General features: G+C 63.0%; 20 protein-coding genes. 12 read left to right on the top strand and 8 right to left on the bottom strand.

The window, feature by feature from the left end; genetic code table 11:
* Nucleotides 1-153: 153 nt before the first annotated feature.
* Both AC0L3E_RS23525 and AC0L3E_RS23520 read left to right on the top strand, forming a co-directional pair.
* A complete protein-coding gene (locus AC0L3E_RS23525; protein ID WP_473605711.1) occupies nt 154-2,259 on the top strand; it encodes a TonB-dependent siderophore receptor in 2,106 nt (701 codons plus the stop codon).
* Nucleotides 2,260-2,692: 433 nt separating this feature from the next.
* Nucleotides 2,693-3,040 carry a hypothetical protein gene (locus tag AC0L3E_RS23520; RefSeq protein WP_032808338.1) on the top strand — a complete coding sequence of 116 codons (348 nt, stop codon included), beginning with the start codon at nt 2,693-2,695 and terminating at the stop codon, nt 3,038-3,040.
* A gap of 86 nt (nt 3,041-3,126) precedes the next feature.
* On the opposite strand, the gene ggt is transcribed toward AC0L3E_RS23520, so the two are convergent.
* From ggt to AC0L3E_RS23505, 3 genes are all read right to left on the bottom strand, one after another.
* Entirely contained in the window at nt 3,127-4,866 is a 1,740-nt protein-coding gene (gene ggt / locus AC0L3E_RS23515) for a gamma-glutamyltransferase (RefSeq protein WP_473605710.1), read from the bottom strand.
* Nucleotides 4,867-5,175: 309 nt separating this feature from the next.
* On the bottom strand, nt 5,176-6,468 hold the full coding sequence (gene rhaI / locus AC0L3E_RS23510) for an L-rhamnose catabolism isomerase (protein WP_164781647.1): 1,293 nt from the start codon (nt 6,466-6,468) through the stop codon (nt 5,176-5,178).
* A gap of 97 nt (nt 6,469-6,565) precedes the next feature.
* Complete coding sequence (locus tag AC0L3E_RS23505) at nt 6,566-8,668, bottom strand: bifunctional rhamnulose-1-phosphate aldolase/short-chain dehydrogenase (RefSeq protein ID WP_473605709.1); 2,103 nt, start codon at nt 8,666-8,668, stop codon at nt 6,566-6,568.
* A 186-nt stretch (nt 8,669-8,854) separates the two neighbouring features.
* Here AC0L3E_RS23505 and AC0L3E_RS23500 point away from each other — a divergent pair, with 186 nt between their 5' ends.
* The 7 genes from AC0L3E_RS23500 to AC0L3E_RS23470 all read left to right on the top strand — a co-directional run bounded on the left by AC0L3E_RS23500 (nt 8,855) and on the right by AC0L3E_RS23470 (nt 15,994).
* The gene (locus tag AC0L3E_RS23500; protein WP_023813909.1) at nt 8,855-9,664 is read left to right on the top strand and encodes a DeoR/GlpR family DNA-binding transcription regulator; all 810 of its coding nucleotides are present in this window, start codon (nt 8,855-8,857) and stop codon (nt 9,662-9,664) included.
* Between the two features lie 55 nt (nt 9,665-9,719).
* Nucleotides 9,720-10,715 carry a rhamnose ABC transporter substrate-binding protein gene (rhaS, locus tag AC0L3E_RS23495; protein ID WP_128308342.1) on the top strand — a complete coding sequence of 332 codons (996 nt, stop codon included), beginning with the start codon at nt 9,720-9,722 and terminating at the stop codon, nt 10,713-10,715.
* Nucleotides 10,716-10,799: 84 nt separating this feature from the next.
* On the top strand, nt 10,800-12,341 hold the full coding sequence (locus AC0L3E_RS23490; protein ID WP_128308343.1) for a sugar ABC transporter ATP-binding protein: 1,542 nt from the start codon (nt 10,800-10,802) through the stop codon (nt 12,339-12,341).
* Entirely contained in the window at nt 12,338-13,312 is a 975-nt protein-coding gene (locus AC0L3E_RS23485; protein WP_473605708.1) for an ABC transporter permease, read from the top strand. The genes AC0L3E_RS23490 and AC0L3E_RS23485 overlap by 4 nt, the downstream gene beginning before the upstream one ends.
* Nucleotides 13,309-14,304 carry an ABC transporter permease gene (locus AC0L3E_RS23480; RefSeq protein WP_473605706.1) on the top strand — a complete coding sequence of 332 codons (996 nt, stop codon included), beginning with the start codon at nt 13,309-13,311 and terminating at the stop codon, nt 14,302-14,304. Before AC0L3E_RS23485 ends, AC0L3E_RS23480 begins: the two co-directional genes overlap by 4 nt.
* Complete coding sequence (gene rhaM / locus AC0L3E_RS23475) at nt 14,304-14,621, top strand: L-rhamnose mutarotase (protein ID WP_473605705.1); 318 nt, start codon at nt 14,304-14,306, stop codon at nt 14,619-14,621. The genes AC0L3E_RS23480 and rhaM overlap by 1 nt, the downstream gene beginning before the upstream one ends.
* Complete coding sequence (locus AC0L3E_RS23470; RefSeq protein WP_473605704.1) at nt 14,618-15,994, top strand: FGGY-family carbohydrate kinase; 1,377 nt, start codon at nt 14,618-14,620, stop codon at nt 15,992-15,994. Before rhaM ends, AC0L3E_RS23470 begins: the two co-directional genes overlap by 4 nt.
* Here AC0L3E_RS23470 and AC0L3E_RS23465 read toward each other — a convergent pair whose 3' ends face one another.
* The 3 genes from AC0L3E_RS23465 to galE all read right to left on the bottom strand — a co-directional run bounded on the left by AC0L3E_RS23465 (nt 15,995) and on the right by galE (nt 20,174).
* Nucleotides 15,995-17,821 (bottom strand): alanine racemase, encoded by a 1,827-nt coding sequence (locus AC0L3E_RS23465; RefSeq protein WP_128308347.1) that lies wholly within the window; start codon nt 17,819-17,821, stop codon nt 15,995-15,997.
* A 2-nt stretch (nt 17,822-17,823) separates the two neighbouring features.
* The gene (locus AC0L3E_RS23460; protein ID WP_128308348.1) at nt 17,824-19,074 is read right to left on the bottom strand and encodes a D-amino acid dehydrogenase; all 1,251 of its coding nucleotides are present in this window, start codon (nt 19,072-19,074) and stop codon (nt 17,824-17,826) included.
* A 104-nt stretch (nt 19,075-19,178) separates the two neighbouring features.
* Complete coding sequence (galE, locus tag AC0L3E_RS23455) at nt 19,179-20,174, bottom strand: UDP-glucose 4-epimerase GalE (RefSeq protein WP_128308349.1); 996 nt, start codon at nt 20,172-20,174, stop codon at nt 19,179-19,181.
* Nucleotides 20,175-20,441: 267 nt separating this feature from the next.
* Here galE and hemA point away from each other — a divergent pair, with 267 nt between their 5' ends.
* A complete protein-coding gene (hemA, locus tag AC0L3E_RS23450) occupies nt 20,442-21,719 on the top strand; it encodes a 5-aminolevulinate synthase (protein ID WP_127270796.1) in 1,278 nt (425 codons plus the stop codon).
* A 335-nt stretch (nt 21,720-22,054) separates the two neighbouring features.
* Here hemA and AC0L3E_RS23445 read toward each other — a convergent pair whose 3' ends face one another.
* Together AC0L3E_RS23445 and mscL are read right to left on the bottom strand one after the other, a co-directional pair.
* Nucleotides 22,055-23,221, bottom strand: a complete 1,167-nt coding sequence (locus AC0L3E_RS23445) for a pyridoxal phosphate-dependent aminotransferase (RefSeq protein WP_128309909.1) — start codon at nt 23,219-23,221, stop codon at nt 22,055-22,057.
* Nucleotides 23,222-23,333: 112 nt separating this feature from the next.
* Complete coding sequence (gene mscL / locus AC0L3E_RS23440; protein ID WP_027038576.1) at nt 23,334-23,756, bottom strand: large conductance mechanosensitive channel protein MscL; 423 nt, start codon at nt 23,754-23,756, stop codon at nt 23,334-23,336.
* A 142-nt stretch (nt 23,757-23,898) separates the two neighbouring features.
* Between mscL and AC0L3E_RS23435 the strand changes: the two genes are divergently transcribed.
* On the top strand, nt 23,899-24,213 hold the full coding sequence (locus AC0L3E_RS23435) for a hypothetical protein (RefSeq protein WP_128309910.1): 315 nt from the start codon (nt 23,899-23,901) through the stop codon (nt 24,211-24,213).
* A complete protein-coding gene (locus tag AC0L3E_RS23430) occupies nt 24,203-24,478 on the top strand; it encodes a type II toxin-antitoxin system RelE/ParE family toxin (RefSeq protein ID WP_127330868.1) in 276 nt (91 codons plus the stop codon). The genes AC0L3E_RS23435 and AC0L3E_RS23430 overlap by 11 nt, the downstream gene beginning before the upstream one ends.
* The last annotated feature ends 35 nt before the right edge of the window (nt 24,479-24,513 follow it).

Below are 24,513 nucleotides of genomic sequence, written 5' to 3'. Positions count from 1 at the left end.
TCCATAGTCAACATTGAAGATGACTAACCGAGTCAACAAATTTAAATTGGCGCAAGGCGGACCGGTCCTGCGCGCATTGCGGGCAGTGAGGGTATCAAGATGCGGTTGAGTGCATATCGTGCGGCGCGGCGGCGAAGCCGGACCCGGGGCCTCGTGGTCGCATCGCTTTCGACCCTGCTTTGCACCCAGGCCCTTGCGCAGGAAGCCGCGACCGAGCTCAACCCGATCAATGTCGAGGGACAGAGCGACAGCCCGGTCGGACCGGATGACGGCTACATCGCCAAAAACACCACCACCGGCTCGAAAACCGACACGCCGCTGAAGGAAATTCCACGCTCGATTTCGGTGGTGACCCGCAAGCAGCTCGATGATCGCCAGCCAGGGCAGCTTGAGGACGCCTTGTCCTATCTCGCCGGCGTCACCATCTCGCCATGGGGCGTCGACGATCGCTTCGACCAATGCCTGATTCGTGGGTTCGACCTCTGCACGTCGGCGATCTATCGCGACGGGCTGCCGCAGAAAGTGATCGATTTCTCAGGCTTCAAGATCGAGCCCTACGGGCTGGAGCGAATCGAAGTCTTGAAGGGGCCATCCTCGGTGCTCTACGGCGAGAACGAGGCTGGCGGCATGGTCAATGCCGTCACCAAGCGGCCGACGGACAAGCCGATCTATGACGGCTTCCTCAGCTATGGCAGCTTCAACACCGTCGAGGCCGGGCTGGATATAGGCGGCCCGATCGACGATGCCGGCGTGTGGTCCTACCGGCTGACCGGCCTGGTTCGCAACGGCGCGCTCGAAACCGACTATTCCCGCAACGACCGCATCTTCGTCGCGCCGGCGCTCAGGTGGCAGCCGGATGCGCAGACCTCGCTGACCATCCTGGCCAACTACCAGTGGGACAGGCTGACGACGAATCAGTTTCTGCCGGCGCAGTATGGCAATCTGCCGCGCAATTTCTTCACCGGCTCGCCTGACTTCGACCGCTTCGATGCCAACCATGGTTCGATCGGCTACCAGTTCAGCCATGAGTTCGACGACCATTGGACGGTGCGGCAAAACCTGCGCTACTCGCAGCAGGAAACCGACTACCGGCAGCTCTATTTTGGCGAGTGGGTTGGCGGCCCATACATCGGCGCAGACGAACATACGGTGCAGCGCACGCTGTTCACCGTGGATGAGACGGCAAGGCTGTTCAACGTCGACAACCAGGCCGAGTACAAGGCTGACTTCGGCGTGGTCGAAAACAAGCTGCTGTTCGGTCTGGATTACAGCAGACAATCGGTCGACGGGCGCAACGGCTACGGGGCGGGTCCGCCGCTGGACACCCAGAACCCGGACTACTCGATCCCTGTCACGCCGCCGAGCCTCATCATTACGGATCGCGTGGAGACGATCGGCCAGGTCGGCCTCTATGCACAAAACCAGTCCAAGATCGCCGACCACTGGGTCCTAACAATCGGCGGCCGGCAGGCCTGGATCGACCACACCAATTTCAACCGACTCGACGGTGCAGGCAGCTACGATCAGAAGGACCATGCCTTCACCGGCAATATCGGCATCGGCTATCTCTTCGACAACGGCCTGACGCCCTACGCCAGCTATGCCGAATCCTTCACCACCAATATCGGCCCGACCCAGTCCGGAGACGCGCTGCTGCCCTCGTTGGGCAAGCAGTATGAAGTCGGCTTGAAATACGAGCCGACCTTCTTCCCCGGCTTCATCACCGCTTCGCTGTTCGACCTGCGCAAGACCAATGTGCCGACGGCAGCAGCCAATCCCGTCTACCAGGTCCAGACCGGAGAAGTCCGCCATCGCGGCCTGGAGATCGAGGCCAACGCAGATCTGGCTTCCGGCCTCAGCATGACGGCGGCCTACACCTATCTCGACGCGGAGATAACCAGCGATGCCGCCGCCGTCATCGGTAACCGCCCGGCCAGGGTGCCGGAACACCAGGCATCGCTGTGGGCCAATTATGAGGTTGGCAGCGGCGTGCTCGAGGGCCTGAGTGTCGGCGCCGGCGTGCGCTATATCGGCGCCAGCTTCGGTGACAGTACGAACACGGTTAACGTGCCCGGCCACACGCTGGTCGACGCGGCACTGCGCTACAAGAAGAATGGCTGGCAGGCAGCGCTCAATGTCTCCAACCTGTTCGACAAGACCTACTATTCGACCTGCTATGAGGCCGGCAGCAATGCCGACCTCAGCTGCATCTATGGCGAAGGCCGCGTCATCAAGGGCAGCCTCAGCATGAAGTTCTGATGCATGCCGCTCGGCTGCCTCGGCTGGCAGTGATCTGGCATGCAGGATCTGAAGCGCGCCGCATGAACCTGTGACGACGCGCGTCCAGAGCCGCGATTCGACGCGGCCCTGTCCTCCGTCCGGATGGCGGCAAGACGATTCGCACCGTCACGGTGGGCGTGCGACGTCCCGCTCGCCGAAAATCGCTGCCCGCGAAGCGCAATCCACGTCCCGCATCATTTTTCCTCCACGAATGCATTCCAGGATGATGGTGCCACGACCGCCTTCGGGCCGGCGCGCTCTGGATTGGATTGCCTGAAAAGGCAACGAATCAAAAAACCGGCGGCGGTCGTCGCCAGAAGGTGTAGAAGACCGTACCAAACGCATTGAAGGGAGTGCGATCGGGTTGCGCTCGGCAAGGCTTGATGGTTTGTTGCCGCTATACGGAGAATGAATGATGCGAGAGCCTGCCGGTCAAGACGAATACGGGTCGACGAACCCTTTCGATCCGGACGATCTGCCAACCTTGAACGCAATCGGCCCGAGCATGGGAAGCGGCAATGATTTCGAGAGATATGCCGTTGCCGTGATCATCGTGTTCGGTGCGCTGATCATTGGCGGGCTGATGGCCGCATCGATGGTCTTCGGGCACCGCAACGGCTTCCTCTTCGCGCTTGGCGGCGCCACGTCCGCCTGGATATCCGGAAACGCGCTGCTGCTCGACCGGCCGCGTATCTATGCGCTGTTCGTCGGCATTGCCGCCTTGATGCTGGTTGCGTCCACTCTCACGCTGGTCTTGTGACGGCCAAATCGGTGTGAGCCGATCCACTTGAGCAGCGGGCGATCAACCCGAATCGCCACGCTGCACCAGGTTTTTCCTCCGAGCTATCAGTATCCGAGCGCCTCGCCGGAGGCCGCGCGGCTGTCGATGGCGCCGTTGTAGCGCGCGCCGCCGCCCTTCTCGATTTCCGCCAGGCTCTTGCCGCCGACCAGGATGCCGGCCGCCTGCCCCCAGGTCTGGTCAGCGAGATCGAGGTGATATCCCATGCCGGCCAGCAGCTTTTCTGTGTCCGGCGACAGGCCGAACGGCTCGACATAAACCTTGTCGGGCAGCCATTGATGGTGGATGCGAGGCGCGTCGATCGCCTCCTGGATGTTCATGCCGTGGTCGATGACATTGACGATCGCTTCCAGCGTGATCGTGATGATGCGCGAGCCACCCGGGCTGCCGATGACCATGAACGGTTTGCCGTCCTTGGCGACCACGGTCGGGCTCATCGACGACAGCGGCGTCTTCTTCGGCTGGATGGCGTTGGCCTCGCCCTGGACCAGGCCGTAGAGATTGGGCACGCCGGGTTTCTGGGTGAAATCGTCCATTTCGTTGTTGAGCAGGATGCCGGTGCCGTCGGCGACGACGCCGGCTCCGAAGGAGCCATTCAGCGTGTAGGTGACCGCGACCGCATTGCCTTCATCGTCGATGATCGAATAATGCGTCGTCTCCTTGCTCTCGCCAAAGCCCTTCGGCATCAGATCCTGCGACACGCCGGCCCGGAACGGGTCGATCTTGTCGCGGATATCCTTGGCATAGGCCTTATCAAGCAATTTCGAGACCGGATTGTCGACGAAATCGGGATCGCCGAGCGCGGAATTGCGGTCGACATAGGCGTAGCGCATCGCCTCGATCATGACGTGGACCGTCTCGGCCGAACCGGCACCGAGATAGGACAAGGGATAGCCCTCCAGAACGTTGAGGATTTCGCAGATGATGACGCCGCCGGAGCTGGGCGGCGGCGAGGAGGTGATCTCGTAGCCGCGATAGGTGCAGGTCACGGGCTTGAGTTCGCGCACCGCATATTGCTCAAAATCCGGTTTGGCGAGAATGCCGCCCTTGGCGCCGCTCGCCTTGACGATGGCATCGGCGATGGCGCCTTTGTAAAAGGCATCCGTCCCCCTTTCGGAAATGGTTGCGAGCGACGCCGCGAGGTCGGGCTGGACCAGCCGCTCGCCGATGCCATAGGGCTTGCCGTCGGGTTTCAGGAATATGGCGGCGGCCGCGGGGTCCTTCGCCAGCCTGTCGGCGCTGCCGGCAAACGAGGCGGCGTCGCCCTGGTTGAGGATGAAGCCGTCCCTGGCATAGCCGATTGCCGGCGCCATCAAATCCTGGCGGGACAATTTGCCGTATTTTTCGCGGGCCATCTCCAGACCGGCCACCGAACCCGGCACGCCGACCGCAAGATAGCCGTCGAGACTGGCCCCCTTCACCGGGTTGCCGTCCTTGTCGAGATACATGGTTTTTGTCGCCGCCAGCGGCGCCCGCTCGCGAAAATCGAGAAAGGTCGATTTGCCGTCCTTGAAGCGGATGGTCATGAAGCCGCCGCCGCCGATATTGCCGGCATTGGGGTAGACGACCGCGAGCGCATAGCCGACGGCAACCGCCGCATCCACAGCATTGCCGCCCTTTTTCAGCACCTCGATACCGACTTCGGACGCCAGATGCTGGGCCGTCACCACCATGCCGTGCTCGCCCTTGGCTGGCGCAGGCGATGCGGCGAAGACGCCCGTCAACGGCGCGAGGGCGAAGGTGATGGAAAGACTGGCGGCGATCAGTGTCCGACGGTTGAGAGGCATGGCGGTTCTCCGGGCGGGGGGACGCCTAGAAGACCGTGTTGGACTGATCGAGTCCACTAACAATTAAGGGAGCGTGAGAAAGAGCCCCCTCACCCGGATTGCCAACTGAATTGCGAAGCGCAATTCGAGGCAATCCGACCTCTCCCCGAGGGGAGAGGAGGTTGTCAGCGCTGACGTCAGTCTCTTCTCCCCAGCGGGGTGAGGCGTGGTCCGCGCGGCGGGCCAAAAGCCAACTGCTTGGCTTTTCGAACAACGAACGCCCGGAGGGCGGTGGCCGCAAAGCGGCCGGGTGAGGGGGCCGGCTCGGGCTCAGACAATGCCGCCCGAGCCACCGGCGACCGCGGGACGTTCCGCAGCGACCTTGGCGCGGTAACCCGCCGCCCTATAGGCCGCGACCGGATCAATGGCGCCACCAGTCTTCAGCCGCGCCATGGCCAGGATCGGCTCGACATCGGTTCGATAAGCGGCTTTCAGCGTCTGCGTCGCCATCAGCGCGTCATTACTGTCCTGAAAACCTTCCAGCGCCTTGCGATCGACGAGCAGCGCCTGCGCATAGGCGCGCTGCACCTCGACCGCCGACAGCATCAAGCTTTCGATCGGATCGGTGACGTTGTGACTCTGGTCGAGCATGTGCGCCGGATCGAAACCCTCGGTGCCGGACAGTTCGGCATCGACCAGTTCGTTGAAGACGAGGAACAGCCGGTAGGGGTCGATCGAACCGGCATCGAGATCATCGTCGCCATACTTCGAATCGTTGAAATGGAAGCCGCCGAGCTTCTTGAACTGGATCAGCCGCGAGACGATCATCTCGATGTTGACGTTGGGGGCATGGTGGCCGAGGTCGACGAGACAGAACGCCTTGTCGCCCAATTCCCTGGCGATCATGTAGTTGGTGCCCCAGTCCTGCACGACGGTGGAATAGAAGGCCGGCTCGTACATCTTGTGCTCGCTGAACAGCTTCCAGCCGGCGGGCAGTCCGGCGTAAACCTCTTTCATGGCGTCGAGATAGCGCTCGAACGCCTTGGCGAAATTGACCTGGCCCGGGAAGTTCGAACCGTCGCCGATCCACACCGTCAGGGCCTTGGAGCCGAGCGTCTTGCCGATCTCGATACATTCGAGATTGTGCTCGACCGCTTGCCGGCGCGTGCCGGCATCGGCATGCGACAGCGAGCCGAATTTGTAGGAAAGCGCCTGGTCCTTCGCGTCGGAAAAAGTGTTGGAGTTCATGGCGTCGAAGCCGAGGCCAAAGCGCGAAGCCGCCTGCTTCAGCCGGTTCGGGTCGGCCTTGTCCCACGGAATGTGCAGGGAGACGGTCGGCGTCGCTTGCGTCAATTGCTGGATGACGGCGCAGTCCTCGATCTTGTCGAAGATGTCGCGCGGCTCGCCGGCGCCGGGAAAACGGGCAAAGCGGGTGCCGCCGGTGCCGACGCCCCAGGACGGGATCGCCACCGCGAATTTCTCGACCTTGTCTCTGATAGCGTCGATAGCGATGCCGCGACGGTCGAGCCGCTCGCCGAGCGAGGCGTAGTCGCGCTCGAGGTTGGGCTTGCGCGCGCCGTTGTCCTTGTCGACGAGGTCGGCGGAGATGATGGATTCGGACAAGTGCTGGTTCCTCCCAAAATATGTTCGGGCAGCGCTGCCCCTCATCCGCCTGCCGGCACCTTCTCCCCGTATAGTGACGGGGAGAAGGGCGAAGCGGCTAGCGCGTAAAGCTCTGGGCGTTGCCCGCGTCGACATTGATGATGTTGCCGGTCGACTTGGCCGACATGTCGGACGCCAGGAAATAGATCGCCTCTGCGATGTCTTCCGGGAAGACCGAGCGCTTCAGCATCGAACGCGAGCGATAGTGCTCCTCCAGATCGTCGGTCGACATCTTGTAGGCGGCGGCGCGCTGTTCCTTCCACTCGCCGGTCCAGATCTTCGAGCCGCGCAGCACCGCGTCCGGGTTGACGACATTGACCCTGATCTGCGCCTCCGCACCCTCCAGCGCCAGACAGCGGGCGAGGTGGATCTCGGCGGCCTTGGCAGTGCAATAGGCGGCAGCGTTGGGCGATGCGGCAAGGCCGTTCTTGGAGGCGACGAAGACGACGTTGCCACCAATCTTCTGCGCGCGGAACAGCCGGAACGCTTCCCGCGAGACCAGGAAATAGCCGGTCGACAGGATGTCCATGTTCTTGTTCCACAGCGCCAGCGTCGTCTCCTCGATCGGCGCCGAGGAGGCCAGCCCTGCATTCGACACCAGAATGTCGATGCCGCCGAACTCGACCGCGGTCTCGGCAAAGCCCGAAATGACCTGGTCCTCCGAGGTGACGTTGATCAGCACCGGGCGGACGAAATCCTTGCCATAGACCTTGGCCAGTTCGTCATTGGCGCTGGCCAGCGCTGTCTCGTCGATGTCGGCCAGCACCACGCAGGCGCCTTCGCGCAGCAGCCGGTTGGCCGTGGCGCGGCCGATGCCGCCGGCGCCACCCGTGACCAGCGCGATCTGGCCGGCAAGCGACTTCGCCTTCGGCATACGCTGCAGCTTCAGGTCCTCGAGCAGCCAGTATTCGATGTCGAAGGCTTCCTGTGCAGGCAGGCCGACATAGGACGAGACGGTCGAGGCGCCGCGCATGACGTTGATGGCGTTGACATAGAATTCTCCCGAAATGCGCGCCGTCGCCTTGTCGCCGGCGAAGGTGAACATGCCGACGCCGGGCATCAGGTAGACGACGGCATTGGGATCGCGGATGGCGGGCGAGTCCGGATGCTTGCAGCTGTCGTAGTAGGCCTGGTAGCCGACGCGATAGGCTGCGATGTCGTCGGCAAGCCGCGCAATCACCGCATCGACATCGGGCTTGGCCGGATCGAATTCGATGACCAGCGGGCGGATCTTGGTGCGCAGGAAATGGTCGGGGCACGAGGTGCCGAGTGCCGCCAGCGGGCGCAGATCCCTGGAATTGACGAATTCGAGCACGGCGGCGGAATCATCGAAATGGCCTGTTTTGTGGCTCTTCTCCGAGATCAGGCCGCGAATCCTCGGCATCAGTTTGGCCGCGATGGCACGGCGCTCGGTGGCGTCGAGTGCCTTGACCACTTCACCGCCAAAGATAGCGACACCCTCGGAGCGGGGCTCGAACCATTCGATCGCCTGGTTGATCACCGAGATCGTCGTCTCGTAGCATTCCCTGGGGGTGTCGCCCCAGGTGAACAGGCCGTGGCTTTCCAGGATGACACCCTTGGCATCGGGGTGTTCGAGGCAGAATTTCTCCAGCCACAGGCCAAGCTCGAACCCGGGACGCTTCCACGGCAACCAGCCGATGGCGTCGCCGAAGATTTCTTTCGTCAGCGCCTTCGAATCCTTCGCGGCGGCAATGGCGATGATGGCATCGGGATGCATGTGGTCGACAAAAGGCTTCGGCACGTAGGCGTGCAACGGCGTGTCGATAGAGGCCGCGCGTGGATTGAGGTTGAAGGTGCAGTGCGGCAGGAAGCCGACCATTTCATCTTCGTGCTCGACGCCGCGATAGAGACCTTTGAGCGCGCGCAGCTTGTCCATGTAGAGCGTGGCAAAGCCGTCCAGCTTGATCGAGGCGCTGTCGCCGCCCGATCCCTTGACCCACAGCACTTCGACATCCTCGCCGGTGAGCGGGTCTCTCTGCCAGATCTTCGACGACGTGTTGCCGCCGCCATAATTGGTGACGCGCTTGTCGGAACCGAGCGTGTTCGAGCGGTAGACCAGAAGTTCCGGCCCGCTCATCGCGTGAGCCTTGGCCTCGTCCCACAGATTGGCGAGGCGCGCGCCGGTGCGCTTGTCGAGCATATGCAATCCTCCCGAAAGGCACGCAAAAGGCGCGGCCATTTGGCCCCGAATTTCCACGGAAGCGGCCGGCTTGTCAATCACAAACGATCAAGATCAATCATATTGCACTGCACAATGAAATTATATGATCGGAAATGATTGACACTGCGCTTTTTGGGTGCCTAGATGCTCAGGCAGGGAGGAACCATGCACGAAAAAGAGCGCCACAGGATCATTCTGTCCGCCGTCCAGGAAAAGCCTGTGGTGACGGTGCAGGAGATGGTCGACCTGACGGAGTCCTCCGAGGCGACGATCCGGCGCGATATCGCGGCTCTCCACGTCCAGAAGCGCCTGCGCCGCGTGCGCGGCGGCGCCGAGGCAATCTCGCCGCCGCAGTTCATCGGGCTGGCCGGCCGGCCCTTTTCCGTCAACGAAACGATCAACGCCTCGCAGAAGCGGGCGATCGCGCGTGAAGCGGTAGAGCTGTGCAAGGACGGCGAACCAATCATCATCAATGGCGGCACCACCACGTTCCAGATGGTGCATTTCCTGACCGGCCGCCGCATGCCGATCTTCACCAATTCGTTCCCGATCGCCGAGCACCTGCTCAAGCACTCCAAGAACACGGTGATGCTGTCGGGCGGCACCATCTATCGCGAGCAGAACATCATCCTGTCGCCCTTCGACAATGACGTGACGCGCAATTTCTATGCGCGCCGCATGTTCATGGGCGCGCAGGGTCTGGGGCCGCTCGGCCTGATGGAGGGCGATCCGCTTTTGATCCAGGCGGAGCAGAAACTGATCGACCAGGCCGACGAGTTGGTGGTGCTGGTCGATTCCTCGAAATTCCGCAAACGCTCCAGCCTGATCCTGTGCGGCCTGTCGCGCATCGCCACCGTCATCACCGATGACGGCATCGAGGATCGCGAAGCCAAGATGCTGGAGACCGCCGGCGTGACACTGATCGTCGCCCGCACATCCGCAACCAACAAGGAAGAATCTTCACTGCAGGCCTGAGGCCAACTCGCGCTCGCAGCGACGATGGAATGCAACGCTCAAGGGAGGAAATTCGATGAGCTTCTTGAAGAAATTGATGGTAACGGCGGCCTTTTCAGCCGCCATGTTCGTGAATGCCGCCTATGCCGAAAACGTCAAGATCGCACTGGTGGTGAAATCGCTCGGCAACGGCTTCTTCGATGCCGCCAACAAGGGCGCCGAAGAGGCGGCCAAGGAACTCGGCGATGTCGACATCATCTACACCGGCCCGACCAAGGCGACCGCCGAAGCGCAGATCGAAGTGGTCAATTCGCTGATCGCGCAGAAGGTCGACGCCATCGCCATTTCGGCCAATGACGCCGACGCCTTGGTGCCGGTGCTGAAGAAGGCCATGGAACGCGGCATCACCGTCATCTCGTGGGATTCGGGCGTCGCCAAGGAAGGCCGCCAGCTTCACCTCAACCCGTCCGATACCGGCCTGATCGGCGAGACCATCATCAAGCTTGCCGCCGACCACCTGCCGGAAGGCGGCGAGGTCGCCATCCTGTCGGCCTCCTCGACCGCCACCAACCAGAACGCCTGGATCGACGCGGCCAAGAAAATCCTGCCGGAGAAGTTCCCCAAGATCAAACTCGTCGCCACCGTCTATGGCGATGACGATTCGGCCAAGAGCACCGACGAAGCCAAGGGCCTGTTGAAGTCCTATCCGAACCTCAAGGCGATCATCGCGCCGACCACCGTCGGCGTCGTCGCCGCCGCCCAGGTCGTCACCGACGAGAACCTGATCGGCAAGGTCAATGTCACCGGCCTCGCGCTGCCGTCCGAGTTCAAGAAGTTCATCGACAACGGTTCCAGTCAGGCGGTTGCCCTGTGGAACCCGATCGACCTCGGCTACTCGGCCGTCTACCTCGCCCATGATCTGGCGGTGAAGAAGGAAGAGGCGAAGCCCGGCGCCACGCTGTCGATCGGCCGCGTCGGCAAGGTCACGCTCGACGACACCAACTCGGCTGCGATGGCTCCGCCCTTCCAGTTCGACAAGTCGAACATCGAAAAGTTCTCCAAGATCTATTGATCTGGAGTTCTCTAGAGCTGACGCGGCGGGGCTCACGTCCCGCCGCGACTTTAAACGAACCTTGTTTCAGGGCTTGATACGATTATGGACACGACAGCCCAACACGGCGCGGTGAAGGAGCGGCCTCCGGCCCCGGCTCCACGCCTGACGCTGTCCGGCATCTCCAAGAGCTTTCCCGGCGTGCGCGCGCTGCACAATGTCAGCCTGTCGCTCTATCCAGGGCAGGTGACGGCGCTGATCGGCGAAAACGGCGCCGGCAAGTCGACGCTGGTCAAGATCATGACCGGCATCTACCAGCCCGACGGGGGTACCATCAGCATCGACGGCCAGGCAGTCACCCTGCCCAGCGCACATGCCGCCTTCGGCCATGGCGTCACCGCCATCCACCAGGAAACCGTGCTGTTCGACGATCTGAGCGTCGCCGAAAACATCTTTCTCGGCCACGCGCCACGCACGCGTTTGCGCACCATCGACTGGCGCACGATGCGTAGGAATGCGCGCGAAGTGCTTGACACCATGCATGCCGGCCACATCGACGCCGATGCGCGCCTGAAGGACCTCGGCATCGCCAACAAGCATCTGGTCGCCGTTGCGCGCGCCATGTCGATCGACGCGCAGATCGTCATCATGGACGAGCCGACCGCCGCACTTTCGATGAAGGAGATCGAGGAGCTCTTTTTGCTGATCGAGTTCCTCAAGAGCGACGGCAAGGCAATCCTGTTCATCAGCCACAAGTTCGACGAGATCTACCGTATCGCCGACCGCTACACGGTGTTCCGCGATGGCGAGATGGTCGGCGAAGGCCTGATCAAGGATGCCGGCCAGAGCCAGATCGTGCGCCTGATGGTCGGCCGCGCGGTCGATCACATCTTCCCGCAGCGCAAGGCCGAGATAGGCGCGCCGGTGCTCTCCGTTTCCGGCCTGTCGCATCCGACCGAATTCAACGACATCGGCTTCGAACTGCACAAGGGCGAGATCCTCGGCTTCTACGGCCTGGTCGGCGCCGGCCGCAGCGAGGTGATGCAGGCGATATCGGGCATCACCCGCACATCAGCCGGCACGATCACGCTGGAAGGCAAGACGCTCGCGCCGAAATCGGCGGCGGATTCGATCGATGCCGGGATCGTCTACGTGCCCGAAGAACGCGGCAAACAAGGCGTGGTGATCGGCCTGCCGATCTTCCAGAACGTCTCGCTGCCTTCACTCAAGCGCACATCGAAGTCCGGCCTGCTGCGGCTGTCGGAGGAGTTCGATCTGGCCCGCTCCTACACCGAGCGGCTCGACCTCAGGGCCTCCTCGCTCAGCCAGGACGTCGGCACGCTGTCGGGCGGCAACCAGCAGAAGATCGTCATCGCCAAATGGCTGGCGACGTCGCCCAAGGTGATCATCCTGGACGAGCCGACCAAGGGCATCGACATCGGCTCGAAGGCCGCCGTGCACGGCTTCATGGCCGAGTTGGTGGCGCAAGGCCTGTCGGTGATCATGGTGTCCTCCGAGCTGCCCGAAATCCTCGGCATGTCCGACCGCGTCGTGGTCATGCGCGAGGGGCTCGTCGCGGCGGTCTACGACAACAAGGGGCTGGACGCCGAGACGCTGGTTCGGACGGCAGCGGGGATCGCGGCATGAAGGCTTTCCTCAAATACCGTGAAATCTGGCTGTTGGCGGCCATCGTCGTGCTGATCGGCCTGATTTCGACGCGTTTCCCGGCCTTTGCCGACCCCGGCAATCTGCGCCAGGTGTTCAACGACACCTCGATCCTGATGATCCTGGCGCTCGGCCAGATGGTGGTCATCCTGACCCGGTCGATCGATCTGTCGATGGCGTCCAATCTCTGCTTCACCGGCATGGTGGTGGCGATGCTGAACGCAGCACATCCGGCGATCCCGATCCCGCTGCTGATCGTCGTCGCACTGCTGGTCGGCCTTGTGCTCGGCGCCATCAACGGCCTGCTGGTGTGGCGCCTGAACATCCCCTCGATCGTGGTGACATTGGGCACGCTGACCATCTATCGCGGCGCCACCTTCGTCCTGTCCGGCGGCGCCTGGGTCAATGCCGACAAGATGAGCCCGGACTTCATCGGCTTTCAGCGCGCCGCCTTCCTCGGCATTCCGGTGCTGTCGTGGATCGCCATCCTGGTCATTGCGCTGTTCTTCGTCCTGATGACGCGCACCGCGCTCGGCCGCTCGATCTATGCCATCGGCGTAAACCCGACGGCTTCCGTCTATGCCGGCATCGATGTCGGCCGCACCAAGTTCATCGTCTTCTGCATCTCCGGCATGGTCGGCGGCCTGTCAGGCTATCTCTGGATCTCGCGCTATGTGATCGCGTCGGTCGAGGTCGCCAATGGCTATGAGCTCAACATCATCGCCGCCTGCGTCATCGGCGGCATCTCGATCGCCGGCGGCATCGGCTCGGTCGGCGGCGCGGTGCTCGGCGCACTGTTCCTGGGCATCATCTCCAACGCGCTGCCGGTCATCAACATCTCGCCCTTCTGGCAGATGGCGATTTCGGGCAGCGCCATCATCCTGGCCGTCGTGCTCAACGCGCGCGGCGAACGCCAGCAAGGCCGCATCATCCTCAGAAAGGTGGAGGCGTGACCGACATCCCTGCTCCGCGCCACATTCCCGACCGGCTCGACAAGCCGCTTCGTTCGGCGATTTTTTCCTGGGAAGCGCTGCTGGTCGTGGTGGCCGTCGCCATCTTCGCCATCAACAGCTTCGCCTCGCCCTATTTCCTCGACCCTTATTCGCTGTCCGATCTGACCTTCAATTTCACCGAGAAAGGCCTGATCGCCTTCGCCATGGCGCTGCTGATCATCTCGGGCGAGATCGATCTGTCGGTGGCCGCCATCATTGCGCTCTCGTCGACGATGATGGGCATGGCGGTGCAGGCCGGCGCCGGCACGCCAGCGCTGGTAGCGATCGGCATCGTCGTCGGGCTCGGCTGCGGCGCCTTCAACGGTCTGCTGGTGACAAGGCTCGGCCTGCCGTCGATCGTCGTCACCATCGGCACGATGAGCCTGTTTCGCGGCATCGCCTTCATCATCCTCGGCGACCAGGCCTACAAGGGCTATCCCGCAAGCTTCGCCTTCTTCGGCCAGGGCTATGTCTGGTGGGTGGTGTCGTTCGAGCTGGTGCTCTTCCTCATTGCGGCCGTCGTCTACTGGTTCCTGCTGCACCGTACGAGTTTCGGCCGACGCGTCTTCGCCATCGGCAACAATCCGATAGCTGCGCAGTTTTCCGGCGTGCGCGTCGGCCGCACCAAGTTCATCCTGTTCTGCCTGACCGGGCTGATGTCGGGCATCGCCTCGGTGCTGATCACCTCGCGGCTCGGCTCGACGCGGCCATCGATCGCGCAGGGCTACGAGCTGGAAGTCATCACCATGGTGGTGCTCGGCGGCGTCAGTATCCTCGGCGGCGCCGGCAGCATTGTTGGGGTCGTGCTCGCAGCCTTCATCATGGGACTGGTGACCTTCGGGCTCGGCCTGCTCAACGTGCCCGGCATCGTCATGTCGATCTTTATAGGTCTGCTGCTGATCATCGTCATCGCCTTGCCGATCGTCTGGCGGCGATTGCGCGGAGGGCGCTGATGCCGCAGAAATACGCGTTCAAAATGAAGCTGAAGCCCGGCATGAAGGCCGAGTACAAGAAGCGCCACGACGAGATCTGGCCGTCGCTGATATCGCTGCTGAAGCAGGCCGGCGTCTCCGATTATTCCATCCATCTCGACGAGGAGACCAATATCCTGTTCGGTGTTCTGTGGCGGCGTGACGACCACGGCATGGACGAATTGCCCGGATATCCGGTGATGCAGCGCTGGTGGGCTGAAATGGCCGACATCATGGAAACCAGGCCGGACAACGAGCCGGTGGCCGTGCCGTTGGAAACAATGTTCCACATGGCATGAGTGCGATGCAGCACATCGCCGTCATCGACATCGGCAAGACCAACGCCAAGGTGGCGCTGGTCGACCTCGCGACGTTGAGCGAGGTGGCGCTGCGCCGCATGTCCAATGCGCCGGTGCGACAGGCGCCTTACCCGCACCACGATGTCGAGGCCTTGTGGGCATTCATCCTCGACAGCCTTGCCGGCCTCGACCGCGAACAGCGCATCGACGCCATTTCGATCACCACCCATGGCGCGACGGGCGTGCTGGTCGACGCGGCGGGCGAACTGGTGCTGCCGGTGCTCGACTATGAGTTCGATGGCCCCGACGGGCTGGCAGCGGATTATGACGCGATCCGCCCGCCCTTTGCCGAGACCGGCACGCCGCGCCTGCCGCTCGGCCTCAATCTCAGTGCGCAATTCTTCTGGCAGCAGAAGAGCTTCCCGGCGGAATTCGCCAGGGCCGCCGCGATGCTGATGTACCCACAATACTGGGCGCTGCGCCTGACCGGGATCGCCGCCAACGAGGTCACCTCGCTCGGCTGCCACACCGACTTGTGGAACCCGTGGACGGCGGATTTCTCATCGTTGGTCGACAGGCTGGACTGGCGCGGCCTGATGGCGCCGGTGCGGCCGGCCAGCGATCGCCTCGGCCCGATCCTGCCCAGTATTGCGATGCGAACCGGACTCGATCCGCAAACGCCGGTGTTCTGCGGCCTGCATGATTCCAACGCCTCGCTTCTGCCGCATCTTCTCTCCGACAAACCGCCTTTCTCCGTCGTCTCGACCGGCACCTGGGTGGTGTCGATGGCGGTCGGCGGCAAACAGATTGCGCTGGATGCCGCGCGCGACACGCTGGTCAATGTCAACGCACTCGGCAATCCCGTTCCCTCGGCGCGCTTCATGGGCGGCCGCGAGTTTTCCGTGCTGACAAAGGACGAGCCGGAGCAGTGGAACGAGGGTGATGTCGGCGCCGTGCTGGCGCGAAAGATGCTGCTGCTGCCGTCGACCCAGCAGGGCTCGGGGCCGTTCCCGCATCAGACTGCGACATGGCTCAACGCCGACGGCATGAATAATGGCCAGCGCTTTGCCGCCATCTCGTTCTATCTGGCGCTGATGACGGCAACCTGCCTCGACTTGATCGGCGCGGACGGCCCGACCACGGTCGAAGGCCCCTTTGCCCGCAACCGGCTCTTTGTCGGCATGCTGGCGGCAGCCACGGCGCGCGCCGTTGTTGCGTCCGAGGCCGCCACCGGCACCAGCATCGGCGCGGCGCTGCTGGCATGCGATCGGCCGGCGACGCACGGCAAGGGCGAAAGCATAGAACCGCCTATAGACCCGGCCTGGGTCGACTATGTCAGCGCATGGCGCGCGGCAGTGGAAGCGCAGGGCTGATCAGAGAATCCGTTTGCCGAAGGCAGACATGACGAAGTTGACCGCGTCGGTGCCGATCCGCGGCTCCAGATCCGCCGTCAGGCCCGAAACATCCATCGACAGCAAGCCACCGGAGAGCGCGATCGCCTCCATCGCCTGGTGCGTTTCGCGCACGGTCAGCCCGCCGGAGCCCGCAGCCCAGCCTGCGAATTCGGTTGCGGTCGGCGAATAGCTGACATGAAAGCCTTGCGTGCCTGAGGTGGCGATGCGGATCGCTTCATGCATCAGGTCGCGCATGCCCATGGCGTCGATGTCGGTCATGGTGAAGGCCGACACGCGCGAATCCTTCAGCACCCGCGCCTCGGCCGGATCGGCGTGGCGCAGGCCGACGATGACGACATTTTCCGGCGACAGCTGCGGCTGCAGCGCGCCGGCTTTGTGATCGAGCCCGAGCGATCGCGCCAGCACCGAACATTCCGGCAGGTCGATGCCCTCCTCGTCCTCTGGCATCAGGGCGGCGATGGAATCGATCCAGATCAGGCCGAAAGAATGCGTCGCGCGCGCCGTCGCGGTCAGCGCCTTGTGGGCGATGCGACGATCGGCGCCGGCAATCAGCCGGACCAGCCCCGATGGCGGCCGCTCGACATCGGCGAGTTCCACCACGTCGAAGTTCATCGCTTCCAGCCGCGCGCCGGTGCTTTCTCGGGCCAGGATGCCGGCGGCCCCCTGCCCGGCCGTGATCTGCACCATCTTGCGGCCGGAAAAATCCTCGACGTCGTGCATCGGGGCCTTCTCGACATATTCCGAGGTCATCGCCAAAAGCATGGCGCCATAGCTCATGCGGAAGGCGACGCGGTCGCCGACGGAGGGCCTCGGTTCGGCATCGGCGACATCCAAAAGCAGATGGTCGCTGGAGGCGCCGAGCACGCGTATCCCCTTGGCGATCGGCGTCAGCCCCTCGACCAGCACATCCTCGCGGCCGATATTGGCGATGGCGCGCAGCCTGTCGCCTTCGTCGGGGAAGGCCGGCTGGTTGCCGAAGGCGTCGTAGCCCGATTGGCCGATCGGCCGTGACGGCTTGAGCTTGACCTCGATGATGTCGCTTGTCAGCCGGCAGGCATCGGGTTCGAGCTCCGCCCACGGCGTGTCGCGGAAGGTCTCGACACCACCCTGCAGGATCGCCTCGCCGACCCGCAGGTTGTTGATGCCGGCCGGCAACCTGCCTTCGAGCAGCAGCGGCAGCGACGACGAGGCGCCGCCGGAGATCACGTCGAGGCTTCTGCCGGACAGGCGCTCGGTCTTGTAGGCATGGGCGACGAGTTGGCCGAGATTTTCCGGCGTCGGCATGATGGCGCCGAAACAGCCGAGATTGGTGCCGATGCCGGCAATGCGAACGCCCTTGAACTGCAGTATCTGCTCGACGGTCGGGATCAGGTCGTTCGGCCAGATGCCCTCTCGGAGATCCCCGAGATCGATCATCAGCATGATGTCGTGGATGCGGCCCATGCGCTCGGCGATGCGCGATATCTCGCGGATGGTGGCGAGTTCCGACTGCAGGCTGATGTCGACGGTGCGCACCACCTCCTCGACCCGCGCCATCGGCGGGCTGCGCAACAGCATGATCGGCGCGTTGATGCCGCTGTCGCGCAGCCGGCGAATGTTCTCGAAGCGCGATTCTGCGATGCCTGAGACCCCGCCCCGCAGCATGGCACGCGCCACTTGCGGCATGCCGCAAGTACCCTTGGTGACGCCGAAGACCTTTATGCCAGACAAGGCGCAGCGTTCGACGATGGTGCGGGCGTTACGCTCGATGCGGCCAAGGTCGATGGCGACTTGCGGTCCCGACATCTCTAGCCTCCGTAAACCAGCCCTTGCGGGTCGATCTCGAGCTTCCGGCCGGCAACGAGGTCGGCGAGGAATTTCCCCGAGCCGCATGCCATGGTCCAGCCGACATGGCCGTGGCCGGTGTCGAGATAGAGGTTTTTGTAGCGCGCCTGGCCGATGACCGGCACCGAGTTGGGCATCATCGGCCGCAGGCCTGCCCACAGCTCGGCCTTTTTCTCGTCGAAGGCACCGGGGAACAGGTCCTTGCCGGTGCTGATGATCGTCTTGAAATCGGCGGGCTTGAAAGTTCGATCGAAGCCGGTGAATTCAGCCGTCGAGGACATCCGCAAGCGGTTGCCCAGCCTGGAATAGCCGATCAGCCGGTCCTCGTCGGCGCCGCCCATGGTCGGCCCCTTGCTTTCGTCCTCCAGGGGAATCGTCGCAGTATAACCCTTCACCGGATAGACAGGCAGGTCGATGCCGTAGCGGCGCCCGAGCAGGCCGCTCTCCGGTCCCATCGAGATGACCACGGCATCGCCGGCGACCGGGCCGGCCGACGTCATCACCGCGCGCACATGATCGCCCTCGATGTCGAGGCCTTCGACTGTCGTGCCGAACAGGAATTTGACGCCGAGCTTCTCGGCAGCATAGGCGGCCAGCCTGTCGACAAACTGCTTGGAATCTCCGGTCTGGTCGGTTGGTGAATAGACGCCCCCGGCAATCTTGTCCTTGACGCCGGCAAGGCCTGGTTCCAGCTCGACCAGCCGGTCGCGGCCGACGATTTCGATCGGCAGGCCGTGCCTGGCAAGATAACGGTAATTGTCGGTGCCGGTATCGAGGCTCTTTTGCGAGCGGAAGAAGTAGAGGATGCCCTTCTTGCGCTCGTCGTAGTGGATGCCGGTCGCTTCCGAAAGCGCATTGATGCAGTCGCGCGAATAGAGCGCGAGCCTGAGCTTGATGTCGGTGTTGGCGCGCAGGCGCGCCACCGTGCACTGGCGCAGAAAACGCAGGCTCCAGGCGAGGAAATAGGGATCGAGGCGCAGCCTGACCTTGATGCCGAGATCATGGTTGTAGAGCCCGCGCAGGAAAGTCTTCAAAGCCGCCGGCGAGGCCCAGGCGGTGGCGTCACCCGGTGACACCAGGCCGGCATTGGACTGGCTGGTGCCTTGTGCCGCCGCCGGATGGCGCTCGATCACTGTCACCTCATGGCCGTCGCCGGCCAGATAATAGGCGGCCGCCGTACCGACGACACCGGCCCCGAGCACCGTTATTTTCATGCCATCCCCCAAGATCTCCTCGCGGGCGACGCCTCCGCGCCTTGCCGCGAACGCCTTCAATAGCGCTTCGCTGCCCGCCTTGCGAGCCCTTGGGAGAACCCGGCTCAGCCGCGCGCGGAGTTCTTGCCGGTCAGGATGCGCTCCCAGGCGAGCGCGTCGGCGACGATCTGGTCGAGATCGTCGCGTTGCGGGGTCCAGCCGAGTTCAGCGCGGGCGAGATCCGAATTGGCGACCACCGCCGCGGCGTCGCCGGGACGGCGATCGCCCATCTTCACCTCGAAATCACGGCCGAAGGCGCGGCGCACGCTGTCGATGACCTCGAGCACCGAGTAGCCATGGCTGTAGCCGCAATTGGCGACGAGGCTTTGTCCCCCGGCACGCAGCCGCTGCAAGGCCAGGCGATGCGCCGCCGCCAGGTCGCTGACATGGATGTAGTCGCGCATGCAGGTGCCGTCCGGCGTCGGATAATCGGTGCCGAACACCTGCATGAACGGCCGCTTGCCAAGTGCCGTCTCGCAGGCGACCTTGATCAGATGGGTTGCGCCCGGCGTCGACTGGCCGGTGCGGCCCTTCGGGTCGGCGCCGGCGACGTTGAAGTAGCGCAGCGCCGTATAGCGCAGGCCATGCGCGATCGACGCGTCGCGCAGCATCCACTCACTCATCAGCTTGGATAGGCCATAGGGCGATTCCGGCGACAGGCGGGCGTCCTCGCGCACCGGCTCCAGGCCGGCTCCGCCATAGACGGCGGCGGTCGATGAAAAAATGAAATTGGGCACGCCTTCGCGCACCGCGGTTTCGATCAGCGTGCGCGTCTTCGAGGTGTTGTTCTCGTAGTAACTGAGCGGGTCGGCGACCGATTCCGGAACCACGATCGAGCCGGCGAAGTGAATGATCGCGTCGACCTTGTTCTCCCTGATGACCGTGCCGACCAATTCCCGGTCGGCAACGTCGCCGACGACCAGCCTTGCCTCGGGCGCCACCGCCCATTCGAAACCGGTGGAAAGGCGATCGAGGACGACCACGCCCTCGCCGGCATCAAGCAACTCCCAGACCATATGGCTGCCGATGTAACCGGCGCCGCCTGTAACCAAAACCGTCATCCGCGTCCTCGCTTATCCAAGATTTATCGGAAACTGTCTCAACCCCCGCTCTACTGGAAAGCCCGCCGCATAACCATTGAAACCGTGGTAACCGGCATCGCCGGCTAGTGGCATCGTCCTGAAACAAAGTTGATCCACATCAAGGGAATAGGCCACGATCCGTGATCGTTAGGAACAGGTCCGGGGCGTGGCATTTTGACCAAAAAGGCCAGGTGGACGACCAACAGGCCAATGATTATGATCCCGCGCAAAAATTGGGAAGCCTATATGAACTATCAGCGGTTCTTCGAGGAAGCGATCGACCAGCTCCATGCCGAGCGTCGCTACCGCGTTTTCGCCGACCTGGAGCGGATCGCGGGCAAGTTCCCGCGCGCCATCTGGCGTTCCAATGGCCGCGCCGAGGAAATCACCGTCTGGTGCTCCAACGACTATCTCGGCATGGGCCAGCATCCCGACGTCATCGCCGCGTTCCAGAATACCGCTGGCAAGATGGGTTCGGGCGCCGGCGGCACCCGCAACATTTCCGGCACCTCGAACCCGCTGGTCGAACTCGAGGTGGAGCTTGCCGACCTGCACGACAAGGAAGCGGCACTGGTCTTCACCTCCGGTTTCGTCTCCAACGAGGCCTCGATCTCGACCATCGCGAAGCTTTTGCCCAACTGCCTGATCATCTCGGACGAATTGAACCACGCCTCGATGATCGAAGGCGTACGGCGTTCCGGCGCCGAGAAAAAGATCTTCCGCCACAACGACGTGGCGCATCTGGAAAGCCTTTTGCAGGCGGCGGGGCGCGAACGCGCCAAGCTGATCGTCTTCGAAAGCGTCTACTCGATGGATGGCGACATCGCGCCGATCAAAGAGATCGTCGAGCTCGCCGAGCGCTACAACGCCATGACCTATATCGACGAGGTCCATGCTGTCGGCATGTACGGGCCGCGCGGCGGCGGCATCACCGAGCGCGAAGGCCTGGCTGACCGCATCGACATCATCGAAGGCACCTTGGCCAAGGCATTCGGCACGCTGGGCGGCTATATCACCGGCACCAGCGCCGTGATCGACGCCGTGCGTTCCTATGCGCCGGGCTTCATCTTCACCACGGCACTGCCGCCGGCGATCGCGGCTGCCGCGACCGCGTCGATCCGCCATCTCAAGCGCTCGCAGGCCGAGCGCGACGCCCAGCAGCAGCAGGCGAGCCGAACCAAGCAGATCCTGTCGGCCGCCGGCCTGCCGGTGATGGACTCGCCGACCCACATCGTGCCGCTGCTGGTCGGCGATCCCGAGGCCTGCAAGATGGCCAGCGACCGCCTGCTCGGCGTGCACGGCATCTACATCCAGCCGATCAACTACCCGACCGTGCCGCGCGGCACCGAGCGGCTGCGCATCACGCCGACGCCGTTCCATTCCGATGCACTGATCGCCGAATTGCAGGATGCGCTGGTCGAGACCTGGGATGCGCTCGGCATCCCCTATGGCTCCGCCGGGCGGCCTTCGGTGGCCAAGAGCGACCGCATCATTCCCCTGCTGGTCCCCAAGTCAGGCGGCTGAAGCCGTTGCTGGTTGCGCCTGTCGATTGCTTCCAACGCCGCGACGCTCCGACGTCACGGCATGGATCCTAGGGTCTCCGCGACGTCGCTTCGCGACTGCTACGCCCTAGGATGACGAAGCGTGGGGGCTTCTGGCTAGTCACAGAGTTGGAGTCTGGCATCGTAGCAATGGCCGACCTTCGAGGTTGGCCGAGGCATCTTTCTCTTCGTCATCCTAGGGCGGAGCAAGGAGCGAAGCGACGCGGCGCAGACCCTAGGATCCATGCCGTTACTGCGGCCGAAGAGTGAGGCGGTCCAGAATCTTCAAACGCGCGGCTTTCCTGTCCAGCCCAATCCTCAAACTGCCTTCATCCAATTTGCCAGCCGGTGTGCCGCTTCCTCGACCTGATCGAGGCGGCGGTGGAAACACAACCGCAAAAACGCCTCGCCGCCGGGGCCGAAAGCCGTGCCTGGCGCCAGGCCGACATTGGCCTTGTCGACAATGTCGAAGGCGGCGGTGCGTGAATCGGTGATGCCGTCGACAGTGAAAAACAGATAGAACGCACCCTGCGGCACCGTGAACCCAGCGCGGCCGGTGGCGCCGAGAATGCCGCAGACAAGGTCGCGCGCCTTGCGCGCCCGCTCCACCTGTTCGGCAACGAAGGCATCGCCCTCGTCAAGGGCGGCGGCCGCGCCGCGCTGCATGAACTGGGCGACGCCGGAATTCGAATACTGGATCAGGTTCTCGAACACCTGCTGCAAGCTCGGATGCGTCTTGATCCAGCCGACACGCCAGCCGGTCATCGCCCAATTCTTGGAGAAGGAATTGACGTACAGGATGCGGTCTTCCGCCGACGCGATGTCGAGGAAGGACGGCGCGCGGCCGTGGCCATAGTGGAACAGCGAATAGATCTCGTCGGCGATGATCCAGAGGTTTTTCGCGCGCGCCAGATCGAGGATGGCCTGCAAGGTCTCATGATCGGCGGTCCAGCCGGTCGGATTCGACGGCGTGTTGATGAACAGCGCCTTTGTGCGCGGCGTGATCGAAGCCGCGAGCTTCTCGACGTCGCAGGACCAGCCATTGCCGGAATGATCGAGCGTCACCGCGACCGGAACGGCTCCCGCTATCGCTGCCGCGGCATCGAAATTCGGCCAGGCCGGCGACAGATAAACCACCTCGTCGCCCACGCCGGCGAGCGCGTCGAGCGCCAGCTGGATGGCATGCATGCCGGAGCCGGTGACGATGAATTCTTCCTCCGGGAAGGTCTTGCCGAAATGCCTGGCATAGTAGCGGGAGAGCGCCTGCCTGAGATCGGGGATGCCCCTTTGCCAGGTGTAGAATGTCTCGCCGCCGGCCAGCGCCTTCGACGCGGCATCGGTGATGAAGGCTGGCGTCGGCAGGTCGCCCTCGCCGGCCCAGAGCGGAATCATGCCTTCGCGCAGGCGGCCGTAATTGACGACGGCGACAATGCCGCTTTCGGGTGCCGCACGGGCCTCGGTGCGCAAGCTGTCGATCAGGGTCATTGGCGGGTCCGTTTTGGTCTGCGGTTTTCGTCAGCGGTCCTTACCAGATGCGAAAACAGAAAACCCCGGCCGCGAACGACCGGGGTTTTGGTCCAGCAAATGCCGCCCGTGGTCAGCGCCTGGCGAGCAGATCGCGAATTTCAGTGAGCAGCGCGACGTCGGCGGGCGGCGGAGCGGCCGGTGCAGCGGGTTTCTCGCGCTCAAGCCGCTTGCGCATGTTGTTCACCGCCTTGACCATCAGGAAGATGATGAAAGCGAGGATGAGGAAGTTCAGCGCCACGGTGATGAAGCTGCCATAGGCAAAGACCGCGCCCTGCTTCTTGGCATCGGCCAGCGAGGTCGCATTGACGGCTGAGGACAATCCGAAGAAATAATTGTTGAAGTCCAATCCGCCGAAAATCGCACCGACGATCGGCATGATGATGTCGTTGACAAGGGAATCGACGATCTTGCCGAAGGCCGCGCCGATGATGACGCCGACCGCAAGGTCCATCACATTACCCTTGGAAATAAATTCCTGGAATTCTTTCAGCATTCGACCCTCCTTGTCGTGACTGGCCGAGCTGCCGTTTCCGTCCTTGCGACATCGACCTTAGACAACATAACAAAAACCTCCTGACGCAACATCGGCAAAAAGGAGAAAGCAACCGGTTTCTCCTTACCGGGAGCCGGCTAGGTTGCTCGCCAAGACCGACCCCGGTTCAGTTGTTCGAGACCCACGGTTCGGCAGGAGCAGCGTTGAATTTCTGGCAATCATAGGCGTTTTCGCCTATAATATTCTCATGAACATGCTCGAAACCATCAGCATTGGCGTTTACCCGTGGGCGGCTCCGACAAAGGAGCAGCGCGCTTGGTTCGACGCGCTTTCGCCCGATGAGAAGCGGAAAGCGATTCAGACGGCCATCGACGAAGGTTTCGAGAGCCCCGTCAGCGACAAGTCTATCGACGACATTATTCGGGAAGCGCGTGCCGAATTCCCGCATGCGCCATAGGATAACGCATCGCGCCGAACGCGATCTGAAAGACATTTACCGACACATCTTCGAAAACTTCGGCCACACTCAGGCCGAAAAGTATCTGCGTGAACTCGACGCGGTGTTTGAATTGCTCGGCGATTACCCGAATATGGGCAGGCTCTATGAAGGCAGGACCCATCAGTTCGTCCATGGCAAGCACATCATCCTCTATCGTATGGGTTCGGAGGAGATCATTGTCGGCCGCATCTTCCACGGCGCCCAGCGGCGATCTTCACCATAACGACATCGACACCGACGCGCCGGCCTGAGAACCGT

The sequence above is a fragment of the Mesorhizobium sp. WSM4822 genome, assembly GCF_055811155.1.
Note: the sequence above shows the minus strand (reverse complement) of the source record. Positions and strands in the feature narration are given on the sequence as shown.

Excerpts from the sequence above, each read along its gene's own strand:
- mscL (WP_027038576.1), bottom strand. The coding sequence starts at position 23,756 with ATGCTGAAAGAATTCCAGGAATTTATTTCCAAGGGTAATGTGATGGAC.
- galE (WP_128308349.1), bottom strand. The coding sequence starts at position 20,174 with ATGACGGTTTTGGTTACAGGCGGCGCCGGTTACATCGGCAGCCATATG.
- AC0L3E_RS23490 (WP_128308343.1), top strand. The coding sequence starts at position 10,800 with ATGGACACGACAGCCCAACACGGCGCGGTGAAGGAGCGGCCTCCGGCC.
- AC0L3E_RS23500 (WP_023813909.1), top strand. The coding sequence starts at position 8,855 with ATGCACGAAAAAGAGCGCCACAGGATCATTCTGTCCGCCGTCCAGGAA.
- AC0L3E_RS23485 (WP_473605708.1), top strand. The coding sequence starts at position 12,338 with ATGAAGGCTTTCCTCAAATACCGTGAAATCTGGCTGTTGGCGGCCATC.
- AC0L3E_RS23465 (WP_128308347.1), bottom strand. The coding sequence starts at position 17,821 with ATGTCGGGACCGCAAGTCGCCATCGACCTTGGCCGCATCGAGCGTAAC.
- rhaM (WP_473605705.1), top strand. The coding sequence starts at position 14,304 with ATGCCGCAGAAATACGCGTTCAAAATGAAGCTGAAGCCCGGCATGAAG.
- AC0L3E_RS23505 (WP_473605709.1), bottom strand. The coding sequence starts at position 8,668 with ATGCTCGACAAGCGCACCGGCGCGCGCCTCGCCAATCTGTGGGACGAG.
- AC0L3E_RS23520 (WP_032808338.1), top strand. The coding sequence starts at position 2,693 with ATGATGCGAGAGCCTGCCGGTCAAGACGAATACGGGTCGACGAACCCT.
- AC0L3E_RS23470 (WP_473605704.1), top strand. The coding sequence starts at position 14,618 with ATGAGTGCGATGCAGCACATCGCCGTCATCGACATCGGCAAGACCAAC.
- ggt (WP_473605710.1), bottom strand. The coding sequence starts at position 4,866 with ATGCCTCTCAACCGTCGGACACTGATCGCCGCCAGTCTTTCCATCACC.
- rhaS (WP_128308342.1), top strand. The coding sequence starts at position 9,720 with ATGAGCTTCTTGAAGAAATTGATGGTAACGGCGGCCTTTTCAGCCGCC.
- AC0L3E_RS23460 (WP_128308348.1), bottom strand. The coding sequence starts at position 19,074 with ATGAAAATAACGGTGCTCGGGGCCGGTGTCGTCGGTACGGCGGCCGCC.
- AC0L3E_RS23430 (WP_127330868.1), top strand. The coding sequence starts at position 24,203 with ATGCGCCATAGGATAACGCATCGCGCCGAACGCGATCTGAAAGACATT.
- hemA (WP_127270796.1), top strand. The coding sequence starts at position 20,442 with ATGAACTATCAGCGGTTCTTCGAGGAAGCGATCGACCAGCTCCATGCC.
- AC0L3E_RS23445 (WP_128309909.1), bottom strand. The coding sequence starts at position 23,221 with ATGACCCTGATCGACAGCTTGCGCACCGAGGCCCGTGCGGCACCCGAA.